The sequence below is a fragment of the Streptomyces sp. NPDC051105 genome, from assembly GCF_040682795.1.
Classification (GTDB): Bacteria; Actinomycetota; Actinomycetes; order Streptomycetales; family Streptomycetaceae; genus Streptomyces.
The window spans coordinates 661,585-679,574 of record NZ_JBFBBR010000002.1 but is presented as its reverse complement, the minus strand read 5'-3'; the positions used below and the strand labels follow the sequence as shown (position 1 = coordinate 679,574).

At 72.7% G+C, this 17,990-nt stretch carries 17 protein-coding genes and 2 pseudogenes; 8 read left to right on the top strand and 11 right to left on the bottom strand.

Annotated features, from left to right (window positions below):
* The first annotated feature begins 90 nt into the window (after window positions 1-90).
* A complete protein-coding gene (locus AB0N16_RS07030; protein WP_365793851.1) occupies window positions 91-2,856 on the top strand; it encodes a hypothetical protein in 2,766 nt (921 codons plus the stop codon).
* A gap of 142 nt (window positions 2,857-2,998) precedes the next feature.
* Here AB0N16_RS07030 and AB0N16_RS07025 read toward each other — a convergent pair whose 3' ends face one another.
* Together AB0N16_RS07025 and AB0N16_RS07020 are read right to left on the bottom strand one after the other, a co-directional pair.
* Window positions 2,999-3,394 (bottom strand): PPOX class F420-dependent oxidoreductase, encoded by a 396-nt coding sequence (locus AB0N16_RS07025; RefSeq protein ID WP_365793849.1) that lies wholly within the window; start codon window positions 3,392-3,394, stop codon window positions 2,999-3,001.
* 36 nt (window positions 3,395-3,430) lie between these two features.
* Complete coding sequence (locus AB0N16_RS07020; RefSeq protein WP_365793847.1) at window positions 3,431-4,603, bottom strand: aminotransferase class I/II-fold pyridoxal phosphate-dependent enzyme; 1,173 nt, start codon at window positions 4,601-4,603, stop codon at window positions 3,431-3,433.
* A gap of 191 nt (window positions 4,604-4,794) precedes the next feature.
* On the opposite strand from AB0N16_RS07020, the gene AB0N16_RS07015 reads away from it, so the two are divergent.
* Window positions 4,795-6,168: a S1 family peptidase gene (locus AB0N16_RS07015; RefSeq protein WP_365793845.1), complete on the top strand. Its 1,374-nt coding sequence runs from the start codon at window positions 4,795-4,797 to the stop codon at window positions 6,166-6,168.
* 80 nt (window positions 6,169-6,248) lie between these two features.
* Here the strand turns inward: AB0N16_RS07015 and AB0N16_RS07010 are convergent, their stop codons facing one another.
* Both AB0N16_RS07010 and AB0N16_RS07005 read right to left on the bottom strand, forming a co-directional pair.
* Window positions 6,249-6,437, bottom strand: coding sequence for a hypothetical protein (locus AB0N16_RS07010; protein WP_352219089.1), 189 nt, complete (start codon window positions 6,435-6,437; stop codon window positions 6,249-6,251).
* 141 nt (window positions 6,438-6,578) lie between these two features.
* A complete protein-coding gene (locus AB0N16_RS07005) occupies window positions 6,579-7,727 on the bottom strand; it encodes an ROK family transcriptional regulator (protein ID WP_365793843.1) in 1,149 nt (382 codons plus the stop codon).
* Window positions 7,728-7,868: 141 nt separating this feature from the next.
* Between AB0N16_RS07005 and AB0N16_RS07000 the strand changes: the two genes are divergently transcribed.
* A complete protein-coding gene (locus AB0N16_RS07000) occupies window positions 7,869-9,071 on the top strand; it encodes a Gfo/Idh/MocA family oxidoreductase (protein ID WP_365793841.1) in 1,203 nt (400 codons plus the stop codon).
* A gap of 41 nt (window positions 9,072-9,112) precedes the next feature.
* Here the strand turns inward: AB0N16_RS07000 and AB0N16_RS06995 are convergent, their stop codons facing one another.
* The gene (locus AB0N16_RS06995; RefSeq protein WP_365793839.1) at window positions 9,113-9,808 is read right to left on the bottom strand and encodes a L,D-transpeptidase family protein; all 696 of its coding nucleotides are present in this window, start codon (window positions 9,806-9,808) and stop codon (window positions 9,113-9,115) included.
* A 141-nt stretch (window positions 9,809-9,949) separates the two neighbouring features.
* On the opposite strand from AB0N16_RS06995, the gene AB0N16_RS06990 reads away from it, so the two are divergent.
* Complete coding sequence (locus AB0N16_RS06990; RefSeq protein ID WP_365793837.1) at window positions 9,950-11,344, top strand: pyridoxal-dependent decarboxylase; 1,395 nt, start codon at window positions 9,950-9,952, stop codon at window positions 11,342-11,344.
* Here the strand turns inward: AB0N16_RS06990 and AB0N16_RS06985 are convergent.
* Window positions 11,330-12,151 (bottom strand): SDR family NAD(P)-dependent oxidoreductase, encoded by an 822-nt coding sequence (locus AB0N16_RS06985; RefSeq protein ID WP_365793835.1) that lies wholly within the window; start codon window positions 12,149-12,151, stop codon window positions 11,330-11,332. The genes AB0N16_RS06990 and AB0N16_RS06985 overlap by 15 nt on opposite strands.
* Window positions 12,152-12,201: 50 nt before the next feature.
* Here AB0N16_RS06985 and AB0N16_RS06980 point away from each other — a divergent pair, with 50 nt between their 5' ends.
* Entirely contained in the window at window positions 12,202-12,729 is a 528-nt protein-coding gene (locus AB0N16_RS06980; protein WP_365793833.1) for a hypothetical protein, read from the top strand.
* A 112-nt stretch (window positions 12,730-12,841) separates the two neighbouring features.
* On the opposite strand, the gene AB0N16_RS06975 is transcribed toward AB0N16_RS06980, so the two are convergent.
* Both AB0N16_RS06975 and AB0N16_RS06970 read right to left on the bottom strand, forming a co-directional pair.
* Entirely contained in the window at window positions 12,842-13,471 is a 630-nt protein-coding gene (locus AB0N16_RS06975) for an MBL fold metallo-hydrolase (protein WP_365793831.1), read from the bottom strand.
* Window positions 13,471-14,559 carry an S-(hydroxymethyl)mycothiol dehydrogenase gene (locus tag AB0N16_RS06970; protein ID WP_365793829.1) on the bottom strand — a complete coding sequence of 363 codons (1,089 nt, stop codon included), beginning with the start codon at window positions 14,557-14,559 and terminating at the stop codon, window positions 13,471-13,473. Before AB0N16_RS06970 ends, AB0N16_RS06975 begins: the two co-directional genes overlap by 1 nt.
* Window positions 14,560-14,692: 133 nt before the next feature.
* On the opposite strand from AB0N16_RS06970, the pseudogene AB0N16_RS06965 reads away from it, so the two are divergent.
* A pseudogene (locus AB0N16_RS06965) lies at window positions 14,693-15,175 on the top strand (ABC transporter ATP-binding protein); the annotation flags it as partial.
* A gap of 83 nt (window positions 15,176-15,258) precedes the next feature.
* On the opposite strand, the gene AB0N16_RS06960 reads toward AB0N16_RS06965, so the two are convergent.
* Window positions 15,259-15,555, bottom strand: coding sequence for a hypothetical protein (locus AB0N16_RS06960; RefSeq protein ID WP_365793827.1), 297 nt, complete (start codon window positions 15,553-15,555; stop codon window positions 15,259-15,261).
* Between the two features lie 172 nt (window positions 15,556-15,727).
* On the opposite strand from AB0N16_RS06960, the gene AB0N16_RS06955 reads away from it, so the two are divergent.
* Window positions 15,728-16,093 carry a nuclear transport factor 2 family protein gene (locus tag AB0N16_RS06955; RefSeq protein WP_365793825.1) on the top strand — a complete coding sequence of 122 codons (366 nt, stop codon included), beginning with the start codon at window positions 15,728-15,730 and terminating at the stop codon, window positions 16,091-16,093.
* Between the two features lie 189 nt (window positions 16,094-16,282).
* Window positions 16,283-16,414, top strand: a pseudogene (locus tag AB0N16_RS06950) (bifunctional 5,10-methylene-tetrahydrofolate dehydrogenase/5,10-methylene-tetrahydrofolate cyclohydrolase); the annotation flags it as partial.
* Here AB0N16_RS06950 and AB0N16_RS06945 read toward each other — a convergent pair.
* Complete coding sequence (locus tag AB0N16_RS06945) at window positions 16,415-17,392, bottom strand: CU044_5270 family protein (protein ID WP_365793823.1); 978 nt, start codon at window positions 17,390-17,392, stop codon at window positions 16,415-16,417.
* Window positions 17,385-17,927 (bottom strand): sigma-70 family RNA polymerase sigma factor, encoded by a 543-nt coding sequence (locus AB0N16_RS06940; protein WP_365793821.1) that lies wholly within the window; start codon window positions 17,925-17,927, stop codon window positions 17,385-17,387. Before AB0N16_RS06940 ends, AB0N16_RS06945 begins: the two co-directional genes overlap by 8 nt.
* Window positions 17,928-17,990: the final 63 nt, after the last annotated feature.

Sequence of the window (17,990 nt, the reverse complement as noted above, 5' to 3'; positions counted from 1 at the left end):
AACCCACAGACTTTGCTCCCCGTCCTCCGGGGGGCGAGGGGCTCCTCGGGACGACCGGGGCGCCTGTACTCGCCTTCCGAGGAGGGAACATTGGTCCGTACCCGACACATATGGGTCACCGCGGCCGCGGTGCTCGCGCTCGTGGGAGGTGTGTCCGGCACCACCGCGCACGCCCGACCGGCCCCCACGGCCGCCGAGTCCGACGGGAAGCTCCCGCCGGGCTGGCGTATCGACGACGGGCGCTCGGCGCCCCAACTGGTGTGGCGGTCCGGCAGACCGGTGCCGATGGGCGACGCACGGGTGGAATTCCGGTCGGACGGACGGCTGTTGGGGGTGCCGAGGCCGGAGCGGGACGGGCACACCTTCCGGCTCGGCCTCGACGGAGCCCGCACCGATGACTTGACGGACCTTCAGGTCTGGTCGGGCGGACGGCGGTTGGACACCCGGTCCACGGCCGGCCGGGCGCCCGCTCCGGCCGCCCGTCCCCCGGCGCCACTGCCCGCCGGCCCGGTGGACCCGGGAAAGCCCGGCCGCTACCGCACGACCACCGGCGCGTACCACCTCAAGTCGGTGCGCCTGCCCGGGTTCTCCGTCCCGGTCGAGATGAGCGCCGTGGTGGTCGCGCCCACCGGGATCTCCGGCCCACGCCCGCTCGCGCTGTTCCTGCACGGCCGCCACGCCACCTGCTACGCCCCGCAGGGAGACGACGGGCAGGCCTCCGGCGCCTGGCCCTGCCCGGCCGGGACACTCCCGATACCGAGCCACCGCGGCTACCTCCGCGACCAGCGGCTGCTGGCGTCGCAGGGCTATGTGACCGTGTCGATCTCGGCGAACGGGATCAACGGCCAGGACTGGCAGGCCGAGGACGGCGGCGCCCAGGCCCGTTCCTCGCTGATCCGGCTGCACCTGGCGCACTGGGCCGACTGGGCGCAGGACCCGCGGCAGGCACCCCGGATCGTCCGCGAGGCACCGCGCGCCGACCTGTCGCGGGTGCTCCTGATCGGCCACTCGCGGGGCGGCGAGGGCGTGAACCGAGCCGCGCTGGACAGCCTCTACCCCCCGCCGGCCGACCAGGACGGCTACCACGGCAAGGTGCGCTGGCACATCAGCGGCACCGTGCTGATCGGTCCCACCATCTTCGGCCAGAACCCGGTGCCGGACGTGCCGTCGCTCACCGTCCTGCCGGGCTGTGACGGCGATGTCTCCGACCTGCAGGGCGAGGTCTACGTCGACGGAACCCGCGCGGTCAGCGCCGGCCGGGCCCTGCACAGCGCGGTCTACGTGATCGGCGCCGACCACAACTTCTTCAACACCGAGTGGACGCCGGGACAGGCGCAGGCCCCGGCGGAGGACGACTTCTACGACGACCCCGACCAGCGGGACCCCGTGTGCTCCCAGGGGACCGCGACCCGGCTGACCGCCGACCAGCAGCACCGGGCGGGTTCTACGTACATCGCGGCGGCGGCCCGGCTGTTCGTCGCGGGGGACGACAAGGTCCGACCGCTGCTGGACGGTTCGGGGCGGCGGGCACCTTCGGCGGATCCGGCGCGCGTGCTCAGCCACGCGGTCGGCGCCAACCGTGGTGCCGGTTTCCTGCCGGACGCCGAGGTGACCGTGACCGGTGGCCGGCTGTGCGCCGCGGCCGATCCCGACCCGGCGGTGGCCTGCCTGGGCGAGCGCGTCGAGGGCGGCTCGCCGCACTTCGCGCAGTGGGAGACGGCCCGGGAGGCAGCGCGGAACGCGGTCGCGCTGCGCTGGACGTCCGCGGGAGCGGCGACCCGCGTCAAGGTGGCGCGGCCGGTCTCCCTCCGGGGCGCCCAGGCACTCGCGCTCCGGGTCTTCGTGCCCCCGAACACCAAGGGCACCCGACTCGACGTGGCCGTCACCGACACCCACGGCCGCAGGGCGACCCTGGGCCGGGTCCGGGTCGACGGGCTGCCCGGCAGCGCGCGCACCGCGTCCTACTGGGCGCGGGAACTGCGCGTACCACTGACCGCCGCCCGCCGCGCCGGGGTCGACCTGCGCTCGGTCAACTCCCTTGAACTGACCCCGCGTTCGGCCTCGGGGCAGGCCTGGCTGATGGACGCCTGGGGCTGGCGGCCGGGCACCCCGGTGGTACGGGCGGCGGCACTGCCGCGCGTCGACGTCGGCCGTCTCACGGTCGACGAGGGCGACTCGGGTGTCCGCACCTACCACGTTCCGGTGCGGGTGTCCGGGCGGGGCGGCGGCCAGGTCCGGATGTACGTCGTGGACCCGGCGACCGGCACCGCGAAGGACCGCCTGGTCACCGTGCGGCCCGGCGGTCACACGGTCGACGTGCCGGTCGAGGTGCGGGGCAACACCCGCTACGGCGCCGACCTGCCGTACGACGTACTGGTCAAGGCCGTCCACGGGGCGGTCGTCGGCTCCTACCGGGGCGGGCTGACCGTGCACGACGACGACCCGGCGCCCACGGTCACCGTGACCCCTCTCGCGGACCGGGTGACGGAGGGCTCGGCGCTGAAGTGGCGGATCTCGCTGTCGGAGGCCGCGGACACGGACATCGGTTCGCTGTTCGTCCCGGTCCGGCCCGACGGCGGCGCTCCGGAGCTGTCCACCAAGGACGTCGACCCGCACTGGCTGGCCGACGCCTCCGGCGCCGAACCGGATCCGGAACGGCCGCTGTCCACGGTGGACGGTCTCTTCCTGTGGCTGGACGTCCCGGCCGGGCAGACCAGCCTCGACGTGACCGTGCCCACCGTCGAGGACCGGGTCAGTGAGCCGGCCGAGTCGGTCGGCTTCCGGCAGACCGGCGACGACGGCGAGCCGCTGCCGGGCGGTCTGGCGCTGAACGGCACGGTGCTGGACGCCTCGTAGCACTCCTCGCCCGCCCGGACGCGTCCGCGCCCCTCACCCGGCCGGACGCGTCTCGCGCTCCTCACGCGGCCCGGGCGTCTCGCGCTCCCTCGGGCGCCGGACGCGTCTCGCGCTCCTCGCGCCCTGGGGGGATACGGCCTCCTCAGGGCGCGAGGGTCACCCGGATGCCGACGGTGCCCTCACGGCCGCGCCGCAGCCTGCTGCCGAGCAGGGTGAGGCGGCCGGTGATGCCGTACTTGCGGGCGATGAGGTCGCGATAGCGGGCGGTGGTGGCCTCGTCGGCGATCTCGGCGATGGCCGGGACCGGGTCGCCGGTCGGGCGTCCACGCAGGTCGCAGGGGCCGACCCGGACATCGGCGCGACGGCGGATCCGCTTGACCTTCCAGGTGTCGGCGGCCGTCCAGACGCCGAGCGTGTCTCCGTCCCGCACCACCCAGACCGGGGTGGGGACGGGGCTGCCGTCCTTGCGGTAGCTGGTGACAAGCAGGTACTTGCCGGCCCCGAGCCGGTCGATGTCGGTCCCGGCGGTGTCGTCCATGCCGGAAGTCTAGGGGTCGCACCGCTGAACTGCGCCTCAGACCAGGGCCGCGGCCATCCGCCGTACCGCTTCCGTGATCACCTCGGGCGAGGTGGCCAGGTTGAGCCGTACGTGCCCGGCGCCGCCCGTGCCGAAGGGGATCCCGGAGTTGACGGCGACCCTGCCGCGCGCCAGGAAGACCTCGGCCGGGTCGTCGCCGAGTCCGAGGGCGCGGCAGTCGAGCCAGGCGAGGTAGGTGGCCTCGGCGGGCCGGTACCGGACCGCGGGCAGGTGGCGGTCGAGGAGGCCGGCGAGCAGGCGCCGGTTCTCGTCGAGGCCGGCCAGCAGGGCGTCCAGCCAGGCGGTGCCGTCGCTGAGAGCGGCCGTGTGCGCGATGACGCCGACATGGCTGGGGCCGTGGCTCACCTCCTCCGGCAGCCGGGCGAGGTCGGCGGCGGCCCCGGGTCCGGCGACGGCGAGCGCGGCCTTGAGGCCCGCCAGGTTCCAGGCCTTCGAGGCCGACATCAGGGACAGGCCGCGCTCGGCGCCCGGCACGCTCAGGTACGGCACGAAGTCGACGCCGGGGGCGGTGAGCGGGGCGTGGATCTCGTCGGCGACGACCCGGACGCCGTACCGCTCGGCGAGTTCCGTCACGGCGGTGAGTTCCTCGGCGGTGTGCACGGTGCCGGTCGGGTTGTGCGGGCTGCACAGCAGATGGGCGGCCCGCCCACCGCCGAGCCCGCGGAACGCTTCCGCCAGGACGCCGAGGTCGATACGCCCGTCGGCGCCGAGCGGGGCCTCCACCACCCGTCGGTCCATGTGCTCGAGGAACTGGTAGAACGGCGGATACACCGGCGAGTTGACCACCACCGGATCGCCGGGTCCGGTGACCAGTCTCAGCATCTCGACCACGCCGAGCATCACGTCGGGGACGATCGCGGTGCGCGCCACGTCCAGCTCGTGCCAGCCCCAGCGTTTGGCGGCGAACGCGGCGAGCGCCTCGGCGTAGCCGGTGCCCGCCGGGTAGCCGGTGTCCCCGAGTTCCATCGCGTCCGTGACCGCGCGGACGACCGGGCCGGCGAGCGGCACGTCCATCTCCGCCACCCATACCGGGAGCACGTCCTGCGGATAGGTGCGCCATTTCATGCTGGTACGGCGTCGCAGTCGGTCGAGGGTGAGAGCGCGCAGCGGGTTCGGTTCGTCCGGGTTCTCCTGCTGGATGCTGGTCATGGGGCCAAGATAGGCGCCCCCAGGGTACCCGGGAACGCGCTCGGACGGCCATGTCGTACCGCCATGGGATCGCAAAGATCACCATCGTGGTGAACACCCCCGCGCCCGGCCCCGTATGAAGAGCAGGGCGCTCGACGACCGGAGGGCCCCGCGGTGTCGACACCGCGCGTTCGGGGTTTCGGGAGCCATGGATGAGGCACGCACGACGACGGGTCGTCCGGCGGGGGACACAGCTGGCGGCGGTCGGCGGACTCCTTCTGGGAGGCGCGATGGTCACCACGGCCATGGCGAGCGAGACTCCCGGTACGTCCGCCGTTCCGTTCAGCTCCGCGACGGAGGCCGGTGACACCGGCGCCGCACTGGTGGCCAAGCTCGGCACGGCCCGTACGGCGGGCAGTTGGATCGGCGCCGACGGCAAGCCGGTGGTCGCGGTGACCGACGAGCAGGCCGCGTCGATGGTGAAGCGGGCGGGTGCCGAGCCCAAGATGGTGTCGCACAGCATGAACGAGCTGAAGGCGGCCACCGCCACGCTCCGTGGGGCACCGCGGGTGGCCGGCACCGCGTGGGCGGTGGACTACCGGACTAACCGGGTGATGGTGGAGGCCGACAGCACGGTCTCCGCCTCCGACTGGTCGGACCTGAGCCGGGTCGCCGCGGGCATCGGCAGTTTTGTGCAGATGCAGCGCTCTCAGGGCACGTTCTCCACCCGGCTCAACGGTGCGCAGCCGATCCTGTCGACGGGCGGCCGCTGTTCGGCGGGGTTCAACGTCACCAACGGGCAGACCGACTTCATCCTCACCGCCGGTCACTGCGGTCCCGCCAACACCATCTGGTTCGACGACAGCCAGGGCAACCAGCAGCTGGGCACGACGATCAACACGCAGTTCCCGGGCAGCGACTTCTCGCTGATCCAGTACGCCGACGGGAAGGCCGGTGACAACGCGGACGTGGTCGCCATCGGCAACGGGCAGGGCGTGCGGATCACGGGGGCGGCCGATCCGACGGTCGGCCAGAAGGTGTTCCGCAGCGGCTCCACCAGCGGGCTGCACGACGGCACGGTGACCGCCCTCAACGCCACCGTCAACTATCCGGAGGGCACGGTCACCGGACTCATCCAGACGAACGTGTGCGCCGAACCGGGCGACAGCGGCGGTCCGTTGTTCTCGGAGGGCATCGCGCTGGGCGTGACCTCGGGCGGCAGCGGTGACTGCACCGCGGGCGGGGTGACGTTCTTCCAGCCGGTGACCCGGGCGATGGCGGCGCTGAACGTGCAGTTGCTCGGGTCGACGCAGAACGCGGCCGGGGGTCAGGGCGCCTCGCCGACGCCGTCCGCGGCGGCCACCCACAGTGCGATCGCGCCGAGCGCGGCCTCGCCGGGTTCGTCGGCACCGGTGGGCTCCTCGGACGACACCAGCCTGGTCGCCCGGCTCACGGACACCCGTAATGTCGGCCCGGGGCTGCTGGTGATCGGCGGCAGCCTCGTCGCCCTGGTCGCGACCCGCTACTTCCGCGCGGAGCAGGACCGTAAGGCGTACCAGCGCCGCTACTCGGCTACTTGGGGCTGACGGCAGGGGCCGGGGGCTGTGGAAGGGCCCACGGGTCTACGAGAAGGGCGCCCGTCCCGACGGGTGCCCGGGACGGGCGGTCAGGCCGCCTGGTCCGGCTGGTGCGGGGACGCGGCCGCCCATTCGAGGACGAGCCGCCGGTATTCCTCGCGCTGCTCGGTGCTCAGTGTCCCGCCCGACCGGAGCCACAGGGCCCGGATCTCCTCGTTGACCTCGTCGGCCGATCGCTCGGTGACGGCTTCAACAGTGGTGGACATGGTGTGAAGCATATGCCGCTCGACGTGAAGGCGCCGTGAGTAAGTACGACCGATACGGACATATCGGACCGTGTTCATCATCACGTCAATGAGTCGGGAAGAAAGGGGAGTTAGGTACCGGGCGACGGCGGACGTCCGGGCGGAAACAGCAGTTCAGGCACCGTCCCCGCCGAGCACGAGTACCTGGATCGCCAGTACGGCCGCGCCGCGCGCCCAGTCGTGGAAGTCGGAGACTTTGGTCTCCAGGTGGATCGGCGCCGCGAGCGGATGCCGGTGGGCGCGGACGGTGTCCCGCACCGTGTCGCCGGCCACGTCCATCAGGCCGACCCCTTCCCCGGCCAGCAGGACCTTCTGTGGCACGACGAAGTTGGCGATGTGCGCGAGCAGGGTGCCCAGCGCCCGGCCGGCCTCGCCGATCACCCGCGCGGCCATCGGCTCGCCCTCCGCGGCGCCGGCGAGGATCTCCTCGTAGGAGGCGTCGCGGCCGGTGGCCGCCCGGACCTGGTAGCGGATGCTGGGGATGGTGAGCAGCGACACGGCGCTGCCGCGCTCACCCTGCGGGGTCAGCGGGCCCTGCGGGTCGATGATCCAGTGCCGGCCGAAGCCCCGGTCCTCCTCGGCGTACGGCACCCGCCGGCCGCCGAGCACCAGCCCGTAGCCGATACCGGCGCCGATGGTCAGGACGACGAAACGGTCGAGCCCACGGCCGGCGCCGAACCAGGTCTCGGCCTCGACCAGGGCGGCCACGTCGTTCTCCACCACGACCGGCAGCCCGGTGCGCCGCCGCACCAGCTCCGCCAGCGGGACGTCACGCCAGCGCAGGTACGGCGACTCGCCGACCACCGCGTGCTCGCGCACGAACCCGCCGACCCCGATGCCGATACCCGCGACGGCCGGGTGCCGGACGGCCAGCTCCGCGGCCATCCGGGCCAGCAGGTCGGCGACCTCCTCGGGGTCGTGGCTGGTGAGCGGCCTCTCAAGGCGGGCGATGATGTCGCTGCGCAGGGTGGTGACGACGCCGTACACCGTCTCGTCGGTGACCTTGAAACCGAGGAAGGAGCGGGACTCGGCGACCACGTCCAGCGGCTGCGAGGGGCGGCCCTGGCGCGCCTCGGCGGGGGCGCCCGCCCAGGGGGCCTCGACGAGCAGCCCGGACTCGATGAGCGGCTTGGTGAGGCGGGTGAGGCTGCCCTGGGAGAGGTTCAGCCGGCGGGCCAGCTCGGTGCGTGACAGCGGGCCGTGCACGAGCACCTCGATCGCCACGGAGCGCTCCGCGGGGCTCAGCGGCAGCCAGTCGGACACGGCACCCCTTTCCTTTTGGAACTGAAGTAACCCCGCCACCCTACCGTGCGCCGGGTGCGCCGCAGAAGCGCCCTTCTGCCATCCTTCCGACTTCCGTCCGCCCCTTGACGGCGAGATTCTTCCGAAGCAAAAGTAACCACCATGACTTTCTCACTCGGCATCGTCGGTGCCGGCCAGTTCTCCGGCCAGTTCGCCACGCTGTTCCAGGCCCATCCCGGCGTCGGTGACGTGTACGTCACCGACCTGCTGCCCGAGCGGGCGGAGCGACTCGCCGCCGCCCAGCGACTGGCGGGGACCTTCCCGTCGTACGAGGCGATGCTGGAGTCGGCGGAGGTCGACGCTGTCGCGATCTTCACCCAGCGCTGGACCCACGGCCCGCTGGTCCTGGCGGGCCTGAACGCCGGCAAGCACGTGTACTCGGCGGTCCCCATGGCGATCACCACCGAGGAGATCGCGGCGATCATCGACACGGTCAAGGCGACCGGCCTGACGTACATGATGGGCGAGACCAGCCAGTACAACCCGGCGACCGTGCACGCCCGCAACCAGATCGCCGAGGGCGCCTTCGGGCGGCTGTTCTACGCCGAGGGCGACTACGTCCACGACATGGACCTGGGCTTCTACGACGCGTACCGCTACACCGGCGGCGACAACTGGAAGGCGACCGCCAGCTACCCTCCGCTGCTCTACCCGACCCACGCGGTGGGCGGGGTGCTCGGCGCCTGGCAGACGCACGCGGTGAGCGTGTCGGCGATCGGGGTGGTGGACGACCGTGGCGACGGCGTCTTCGACAAGGACGTCAGCCAGTTCGGCAACGACGTGTCCAACGCCACCGCGCTCTTCGAGGTCGCGGGCGGCGGGTCGTTCCGTACGAACGAGTTCCGGCGGGTGGGCTATCCGTCGCACATCCGCGAATCGCGCTTCCGGTTCTTCGGGACCGAGGCCAGCATGGAGCAGCTGGCTACGGTGGCGCTGTGGCAGGACAAGAAGGGCGTGAAGGACATCAGCGAACTCCTCGAACCCAAGCCCACCATGTCACCCGACGATCCCTCGCTCCAGCACATCGCGCCGGAGCTGCGGGCGGCCTTCACCTCCGGGTCGGCGCCGGTGCACGACCGGGCGCGGCTGCCGCGGGAGTTCGACACGCTGCACAACGGGCACGAGGGCAGCCACCACTTCCTGGTCGACGACTTCGTGACGGCCGTCAACACGCGCGTCCTGCCGACGGTCAACGCGTGGGTCGCCGCCCGCTACACCCTGCCGGGCATCATCGCGCACGAGTCCGCGCGGCAGGGCGGGGCCAGGCTGGAGATCCCGGACTTCGGGGACGCCCCGGAGAGCTGAGCCGCGGCCGCCGGCCGGAGCCGGCGGCGGGCCGGGTGCCGTCAGGTGCCCGGCTTGCGGCCGTAAACGTAGACGTCGTCGCCGGTCTTCAGCAGCGACCAGTACTTCTTGGCGGTGGTGGGGGTCATGTTGACGCAGCCGTGCGAGCCCGGCGGGTTCCACATGCTGAGACCCACCGAGTGGAAGGCCTGGCCACCGTCGAAGAACTGGCTGTAGGGCATCGGCACGTTGTACACGGACGAGACGTGGTCGATGTCACGCCAGTAGATCTTCTTCAGACCGGTCCGGGTCTCGTACCCGTTGCGGCCGGTACGGACCGGCACCGGGCCGTAGACGAGCTTGTTGCCGTCCTGGACCCAGCTCAGCTGGAGCGTGAGGTTCACGCAGGCGATGCGCCCCTTGTTGGTGGGGCACTTGCCGTCCTTGTTCGGCTTGTCGCCGACGGCCTTCTGCTTGTTCATCAGGTCCATCACGCCCCAGGTGACGGGGCCGGCGTAGCCGATGTCGGGCGTGATGCCGTGCTTGTCCTGGAAGGCCTTGATCGCCTTGCAGTCGGCGGCGGACTGCTTGCCGTCCACCGGCCGGCCGAGGAACTTCTCCACCTGCTTCTGGTACGGCCCCGCCTGCGTGGTGCAGCTCGCGGCCTGTGCCGGGGCGGAGGTGAGGGCGATCGTGAGCGGCGCCACGAGCCCGGTGACGCCGAGTACGACGGCACCTCGTCTGCGTATGTCCCCCATGTGAAGTCTGTCTCCTTCCTGTGTCCTGCGATCTCGTGGACCTAGACCGGCCGATCGAGGGCATTGGTTGTAGCACCGGCCAGGCTGTGACGAAACGGTTAACTTCGGTGTCGGGGGCGCGGGCGGCCTAGGCTGCCGTCCATGCGCCGCATGCTTGCCGACGATCTCGCCCGGTTCCCCGAGCTTCTGCTGTCGGCCCGGGAGATGGCCGCGCGTGTGCTGGCCGGGCTGGACGAACGGCCGGTGGCCGCGCTCGGCCCCGTACCCGCGCGGGCGGCGCTGCCCGAGCGAGGGGAGGGCGGGGAGGGCGCGCTGGCCCGGTTCGCCGAGCGGTGGGCGCCGGGTCTGTCCGCCTCGGCCGGCCCACGCTACCTCGGTTTCGTCACCGGCGGTGTGACGCCCGCCTCCCTGACCGGCGACTGGCTGACCTCGGCCTACGACCAGAACGCGGCCGGGGCCGCCGGCTCCTGGGGTACCGCCCTGGAGCGCGAGACGGTGGCCTGGCTGGCCCAACTGTTCGGGCTCGGTGAGGCGCACAGCGGGGCGTTCGTGACCGGGGCGACGATGTCCAACACGGTCGGTCTGGCGATCGCCCGGGAATGGCTCGGCGAGCGGCTCGGGGTGGACGTCTCCCGGGCGGGTTCGGCCGCCCTCGGCCCGGTCGACGTGCTCTCCGGCAGCCCGCACTCCAGCGTCGGCAAGGCGCTGTCGGTGCTCGGCATCGGGCGGGACCGGCTGCGGCCGGTGCCGCTGCTGCCCGGCAACCGGGAGGCGGTGGACGTGGCCGCGCTCGACACGGCGCTGGCCGCGCTGGACGGGCGGCCGGCGATCGTCGTCGCCAACGCCGGCACGGTGAACACCGTCGACTTCGACGACCTGCGGGCGATCGCCGCGCTCAAGGAGGGTCACGACTTCTGGCTGCACGTCGACGCCGCGTTCGGCGCCTTCGCCGCCCTCTCCCCCGCGCACGCCCCGCTGGTCGCCGGTCTGGACGCGGCCGACTCGGTCTGTGTGGACCTGCACAAGTGGCTGAACGTCCCCTACGACGCGGCCGTGCAGTTCACCCGCCGCCGCGACCTCCAGGTGGCCGTCTTCCACAACGAGTCCCCCTATCTGGGCCCGCCCACCGGCGACCCGGACTTCCTGCACCTGACCCCGGAGACCTCGCGCCGGCTGCGGGCGCTGCCGGCCTGGTTCTCCCTGACGGCGTACGGCCGTGCCGGGTACCGCGAGATCGTCGAGCGCAACGTCGCCGAGGCCAGGCGCCTCGGCGCGGGCATCGACGCTCTCCCGGACCTGCGCCTGCTGGCGCCGGTCCGGCTCAACGTGGTCTGTTTCACCCTCGCCGAGAACCCCACGCAGGAGCGGTTGGACGCCCTGGGCCGGGCGCTGGCCGCGTCCGGGGAGACGTTCCTCACCCCGACGGTGTACGGCGGGGTGCCGGCGCTGCGGGCGGCGTTCAGCAACTGGCGGACCACCGAGGACGACACCCGGCGGGTGCTGGCCGCGGTCGCGGCGGCGTCAACGGCCCTGTGACGGCGCATGCCGGGCCTCCCGGTGCGGCCGCAGCGCCGCGTGGAAGCCGCTGTGGACGGCGGTGAGGCCGCCGTCGACGCGGAGGGTGGTGCCGGTGATCCAGGCGGCGTCGCGGGAGGCGAGGAAGGCGACGGCCGCGGCGACGTCGGCCGGCTCGCCAACCCGGCCGAGCGGGTAGAGCGGCCGGAGGGCGTCGAGTTCGTCCTCCCGTCCCGCCCACGCCGAGGTGCGGACCGTGCCCGGCTCCACCAGGTTCACCCGGACCCCGCGCGCGGCGGCGTGTCCGGCGAGGGTGCGGGTCAGCGAGGCGAGGCCGGCCTTGGCCGCGCTGTAGGCGTGGTTGCCGAAGTCTGCCCCGGCGTTGACGGAGCCGATACTGACGACGGCGCCCCGGCCGGAGGCCGCCAGGTGCGGCAGGGCGGCCCGGCAGCAGCGGTGCACGCCGGTGAGGGTGATGTCCAGGTCGAGGTCCCAGCCGTCGTCCGGCTGGTCCTCGAAGAGCGGGACGTCCGGGGTGCAGTGCGCGGCGCAGTTCACCAGCACGTCGAGGCCGCCGAAGGAGCCGACGGCACGGTCGATGGCGGCCGCCACGGACTCCCCGTCGGCCACGTCGCACCCGAACGCCTCGACCGCCAGCCCCTGTTCGCGCAGCACGGCCGCCATCCGCTCGGCCTCGGACAGGTCCCGGTCGGTCGCCAGCACCCGTGCGCCCTCCTCGGCCAGCCGCCGGGCGACGGCCGCGCCGATGCCGCGGGCCGCGCCCGTGACGAGAACCCCGTGTCCCGCAAAGCGATTGAGTCCGGTCATGGCAACGACCGTACGGGCGGACGGATCAACAGGACAGATAGCGTGCGGGCATGTCCGCGTTCTTGCAGCAACTCCCGGCCCTCATGGGCGTCGTGATCGGCGCGCTCGGTTCGTATCTCGCCGTGGTGCGGGGTGACCGGGTGCGGTTCCGGCGGGAACAGGAGGCGCGCTGGGACGAGCGCCGGCTGACCGTGTACGCGGAGTGGGCGCAGGCGTTGAAGAAGACCGTCTCCGTCGACTACCGGGTGGCCGCCCATCTGGGCAACGACCCGCATCCCCACCCGCTCTCCCCACAGGAGGCCGAACCCCTGCTGGCCGCCGCCCAGTTGGCCCGTGACCCGTACGGCGAGAAGCTCATCATGCTGGGCAGCCCGGCGGTGGTCGCGAAGGGGCAGGAGTGGGTGCTCGCGGTCATGGCGATGGAGCGGTTCCTGCGGGAGGAGCGGCGGGATCCCGAGACGTGGCGGATCCTGCTGGAGCGGCAGCGCGACGGCCGCGACGACTTCTACGCGGCCGTCCGCGAGGACCTGGCGCTGCCGCCCGGTCACCCGGGACGCCTGCCGCTGGCGGAGGCGTAGTCACCGGGCGGTCCGTCGAGCGGTCCGGCCGGTCAGGCCTCCGGCGCATGGGCCGCGGTCTTTGCCGAGGGCCGCGTGGAAGCCTGACCTCCTCCGTCGCCTTGTCCCGGCGTCAGTGCCCGCGGGTGACCCACTCCGCCAGGTGAGGGGCTTCGGCGCCGATGGTGGTCGACTCGCCGTGCCCGGTCAGCACCTTCGTCTCCGGCGGCAGGGTGAGCAGCTTGTCCCGGATGGAGTCGATGATCGTCGGGAAGTGGGAGTACGACCGTCCGGTCGCGCCGGGGCCGCCCTGGAAGAGGGTGTCACCGGTGAAGACGACGGCCAGGCCGGGCTCGTGGAGGCAGACGGCGCCGGGCGCGTGGCCGGGTGTGTGCAGCACGGTCAGGTCGGCGCCGGCCGTCTCGATGACGAGCCCGTCGGTCAGATGGTTGTCGGGGTCGCGGTCGGGGTGGGTGAGCTTCCACAGCGGCAGGTCGTCGGGGTGCAGCCAGATCTTGGCGCCGGTGAGGTCCGCGAGGGCGGGCGCGGCGTCGATGTGATCGTTGTGGGCGTGGGTGCACACGATCGCCTTCAGTACGCGATCGTCGACCGCCTCCGCGATGGCCTCGGCATCGTGGGCGGCGTCGATGACGATCACTTCGCGTTCGTCGCCGATGATCCATACGTTGTTCTCGACGTCCCAGGTGCCGCCGTCGAGGGTGAACTGCCCGGAGGTGACGAGGCGTTCGATGCGCGTGGTCATCACAGCACCACCACCGAACGCAGCACGTCGCCCTGGTGCATCCGGTCGAACGCCTTCTCCACCTCGTCGAGCTGGATGGTCTCGGTGACGAAGGCGTCCAGCGGCAGCCGGCCCTGCAGGTGCAGGTCGATCAGCACGGGGAAGTCCCGGGAGGGCAGGCAGTCGCCGTACCAGCTGGACTTGAGCGCACCACCGCGGCCGAAGACGTCGAGGAGCGGCAGTTCGAGCTTCATCTCGGGGGTCGGTACGCCGACGAGGACGACCGTCCCGGCGAGGTCGCGGGCGTAGAAGGCCTGCCGGTAGGTCTCCGGGCGGCCTACCGCCTCGATGACGACGTCGGCGCCGAAGCCGCCGGTCAGCTCGCGGATCGCCTCGACGGGGTCCTTCTCGCGCGAGTTGACCGTGTGGGTGGCGCCCAGGGTGCGCGCCGTCTCCAGTTTCCGGTCGTCGATGTCGACGGCGATGATCTTCGCGGCGCCCGCCAGCCGGGACCCGGCGATCGCCGCGTCGCCGACCCCACCGCAGCCGATCACGGCGACCGAGTCGCCCCGGCCGACGTCACCCGTGTTGATCGCGGCGCCGATGCCGGCCATCACCCCGCAGCCGAGCAGTCCGGCGACCGCCGGGGAGACGGCCGGGTCGACCTTGGTGCACTGGCCGGCGGCGACCAGCGTCTTCTCCGCGAAGGCGCCGATACCCAGCGCCGGGGACAGCTCCTGTCCGGTCGAGGCGAGGGTCATCTTCTGCTTGGCGTTGTGCGTGTTGAAGCAGTACCAGGGGCGGCCGCGCAGACAGGCCCGGCAGTTCCCGCACACGGCACGCCAGTTGAGGATCACGAAGTCCCCTGGCGCCACCTCCGTGACACCCTCGCCGACCGACTCCACCACTCCGGCGGCCTCGTGACCGAGCAGGAACGGGAACTCGTCGTTGATTCCACCCTGTTTGTAGTGCAGGTCGGTGTGACAGACCCCGCAGGCCTGCACCTGTACGACGGCTTCGCCCGGCCCGGGGTCCGGCACCACGATCGTCTCGACCCGCACCGGCTCGTCCTTGCCCGGTGCGATCACGCCGCGTACTTCCTGCGCCATGGACCTGACCCTTTCGTCGCTCTGCTGACGTGCCTGTCTCCCGACCCTACGCGCGACCGATCGGTAACGGCACGGAGCACGTCGAACGTTGCGGATCTTTCCGGTGCGAATACCCCCCTGGGGTAATGCGGCCAACGCGCCCGTGCTGTCGGGGTCACTCCAGGACAACCTGCTCCTCGGCAACCCGGAGGCCGACGAGGACGCGGTGACGCGGGTGCTCAAGACGACCCGGCCGGACGGTCTGGTGGCGCGGCTTCCGCAGGGCCTGGAGACGCTGGCCGGGCACCGTGGGACCAAGCTGTCCGGCGGGGAGCGGCAACGGGTCGCGATCGCACGGGCGTTGCTGCGCCGGCCCCGGCTGCTGCTCCTGGACGAGGCCACCTCGCAGCTGGACGCGGTGAACGAGGCGGCGCTCAGGGACACCGTCGCCGATGTGGCTCGGTCGACCACGGTACCGGTGGTCGCGCACCGCCTGTCGACGGTGACGACGGCCGACCGGATCGTGGTGATGGACGCGGGCCGGGTCCGCGCGGTGGGCACGCACCGGGAGCTGGTGGCGGTGGATCCGCTGTACGCGGAGCCGGCGGCGACGCAGTTCCTGGCCGCCGAACACTGAGCACCCGGTACCCGGCCGCCCACCCACCGGCTACGGCGAAGGGCCGCCCCTTTTCGGGACGGCCCTCGGGGTGTGGCCGGGGGTCAGGACCCGATGCCCGGCACCAGTCCCATGGCGGGCGCGGCCAGGTCGGTGAGCTGGTGCAGTTCGCCCAGCTTGTGGAGTCCGTTCAGTCCCTGCAACTGCTCCGAGACCGTGGGGACCTCGTCCTTGTACTCCGCCGGGATGTCACTGCGGGCCAGCGAGTCGAGCACGCCGACCGGGCTGAGCTTGCCGGGGTGCTGCGCGTCCGCGTCGGCCGCGTTCGCCAGCGGCGCGGCGAGGCCGGTGACGCCGACCGCGAGGCCGACGGCGGCGACGATACGTCGTGTTGAGATCATGTCTCCAGCAACGGCCCGGGCGCCCGGCCGGACACGGGCAGCCGGTCCCCCTCACCCGTCAGGCGGAGCGCCCGGCCTGCGCTTGCCGAGCCCGGCGGGGCGGAGGAGGCTCGAAGGTGGGGCTGTCGCGGCCCGCTCCGCATCGGGTCGGGGGCTCCCGCAGGAGGTCACCATGGGCACCGCGACAGGCTCCACGTTCGACACCGAGACACTGCGCCGGGCCGTGGAGGGAAACACCGGGAACACCCTGCTGGCGCTGTACGCGGACGACGCGGAGATCCGTATCGTCGACCGCACCGCCCAGCCCAGCCATCCCAAGGTCCTGCACGGCCGTAGGGACATAGCCGCGATGCTGGACGACGTCTACAGCCGGGACATGACGCACAAGTTGGACCAGTGCATCGTGCAGGGCGACAAGGCCGCCTACAGCGAGTCCTGCGAGTACGCGGACGGCGTCCGGGTACTCGCCGAGTCGATGATCACGCTGCGCGACGGCAAGATCGCCGAACAGATCATGATCCAGGCATGGGACGAGTAGCCGGAAGGACCGCGAGGGTCCAGGTCAGCGGCTGACCTGGACCTTCTCGGCACGGACCGGGCCGGGCACGGCCGTCGCACACCTCCGCGCGCGTCCGTCGTACGGCTGCGGACGGCTCTGCGGGCGGCGCACCGCCGTCGGGATCGCACAGCGCCTCGGTTACGCTGGGCGCGGGCCGCGACTGGCGCTGAGGTGGACTTCGACACCGCGATCGAACGGGCCTCGCTGATCACGCCGGTGCCGGGCGGGGTCGGCCCGATGACCATCGCCGTGCTGCTGGAGCAGACGGTGACCGCGGCGGCCCGGCAGCTCGCGGTGTGATCAGCGCATCCAGGCGCTGTAATCCATGACGTCACCGGCCCGCACCCCGTACTCGGGGTCGTCCCGGGTGAACGTGGTCTCCAGGCCGAGCACGACACCGGTGGCCGGGTCCAGGATCAGCATCCGCCGGGCGCCCGAGGCCTCGTCGTGGACGTACGCCTGCCCGGTCCGGCCGAGCCGGTCGGTGACCTGGCCGACCGGGCGCATCCCCTCGGCGTCGGCGAGGAGTTCGGCCAGGGCGGCCGACTCCCGCGCGCCGAGCGTCCAGTTGTCGAGCAACTCACGGGTGGCGTCCAGGAGTTCCGACGTGGTGAGGCTGTGGCTGTAGATCAGCTCGGTCAAGTAGGCGCGCAGCTTCGCCGGGTCGTGCGGGGGTGTGGCGAGCGGCGGGGCGTCCCCCCACATCGGCGGGAAGGTGCGCCGGCTGAGCACCTGGCCGTCCTCGACCAGCCTCGACCGGTCACCGTCGTCGGTCAGGACCGGGCGGCCTGGGTGAGCCGGGTCGGTCGCCACCACCACTTCGGTATGGCTGCCGTCCGCGGCCCAGCGCACCACCCGCTCCTCGGGCAGCGTGACCGGCGGCTTGCCGTCGCTCATGCCGAGGCTCCAGGACTGCACGTGGGTGCCCTGGCGCAGCGCCGGGGACCCGTCCTGGGCCGCGACGGCGGCCAGTTTCGCTACCTCGGCGAGCGGTACGGGGAGGGAGTGGACGCGGACGGTCAGCGGCCGGGGTGCGGCGACCGCGGGGGTGCCGGCGGAGCCGCCGAGCAGCACGGTCAGGGCGGTGGCCACGACGACGAGGGCCGCGGCGAGCGACCACAGCAGTCTCGGCCGGGTCCGGCGCCCGGGGGGCGGGGCGCCCTGCAGCAACCGGGCGAGGTGCCGTTCGGCGGTGTGGTCCAGCGGGCCGTCGCCGAAGTGCGGGCCGGTGGCGGGCACGGGGTCGGCGGCGCGCAGCAGTTCGAGTTCGTCAGCCATGGCGGTGTTCCTCGGGAAGAGCCTCGGCGGCAGGGGGGCGCAGTCGGTCTATCTCGGCTCTGAGCCGGCGGCGGGCGCGGTGCAGCCGCATCGCCGCCGCCCGGCTGCCGCAGCCCAGGGCGACCGCGACCTCGTCGACGCCGAGTTCCTCCCACGCGGTCAGCCGCAGTACCTCCTGGTCGGCCGGGGAGAGCCGGCCCAGCGCCTCGTGCACCCAGGAGCCGGGGCGTTCGCTGTCCGGGCCGGCCACGGTCTGCCGTCCGTGCGCGGTCTCGTCGTTGCCCAGCCGGTCCACCAGCCGGCGCCGGCGCCCGTATCCGCGTACCGCGTTGGCGAGGCAGTTGCGCGCCACGCCGTACAGCCAGGGCAGCGGGACCGCCGGCAGGTCGGCGCGGCGGCGCCAGGCCACCGTGAACACCTCCGCCACCACTTCCTCCACCTCGCTGGTCCGCCCGTCCAGTCGCCGCGCGACATAACGGCTGACCGCCCAGTAGTGCTCGCGATAGGCAGCGGCGAAGATCTCGTCGTTGCTCATGCTCCGTTGTTGTCCGGCACCTTCCCGATCGTCACACCCCTTTCCGTGACGCTCGTCGCATCC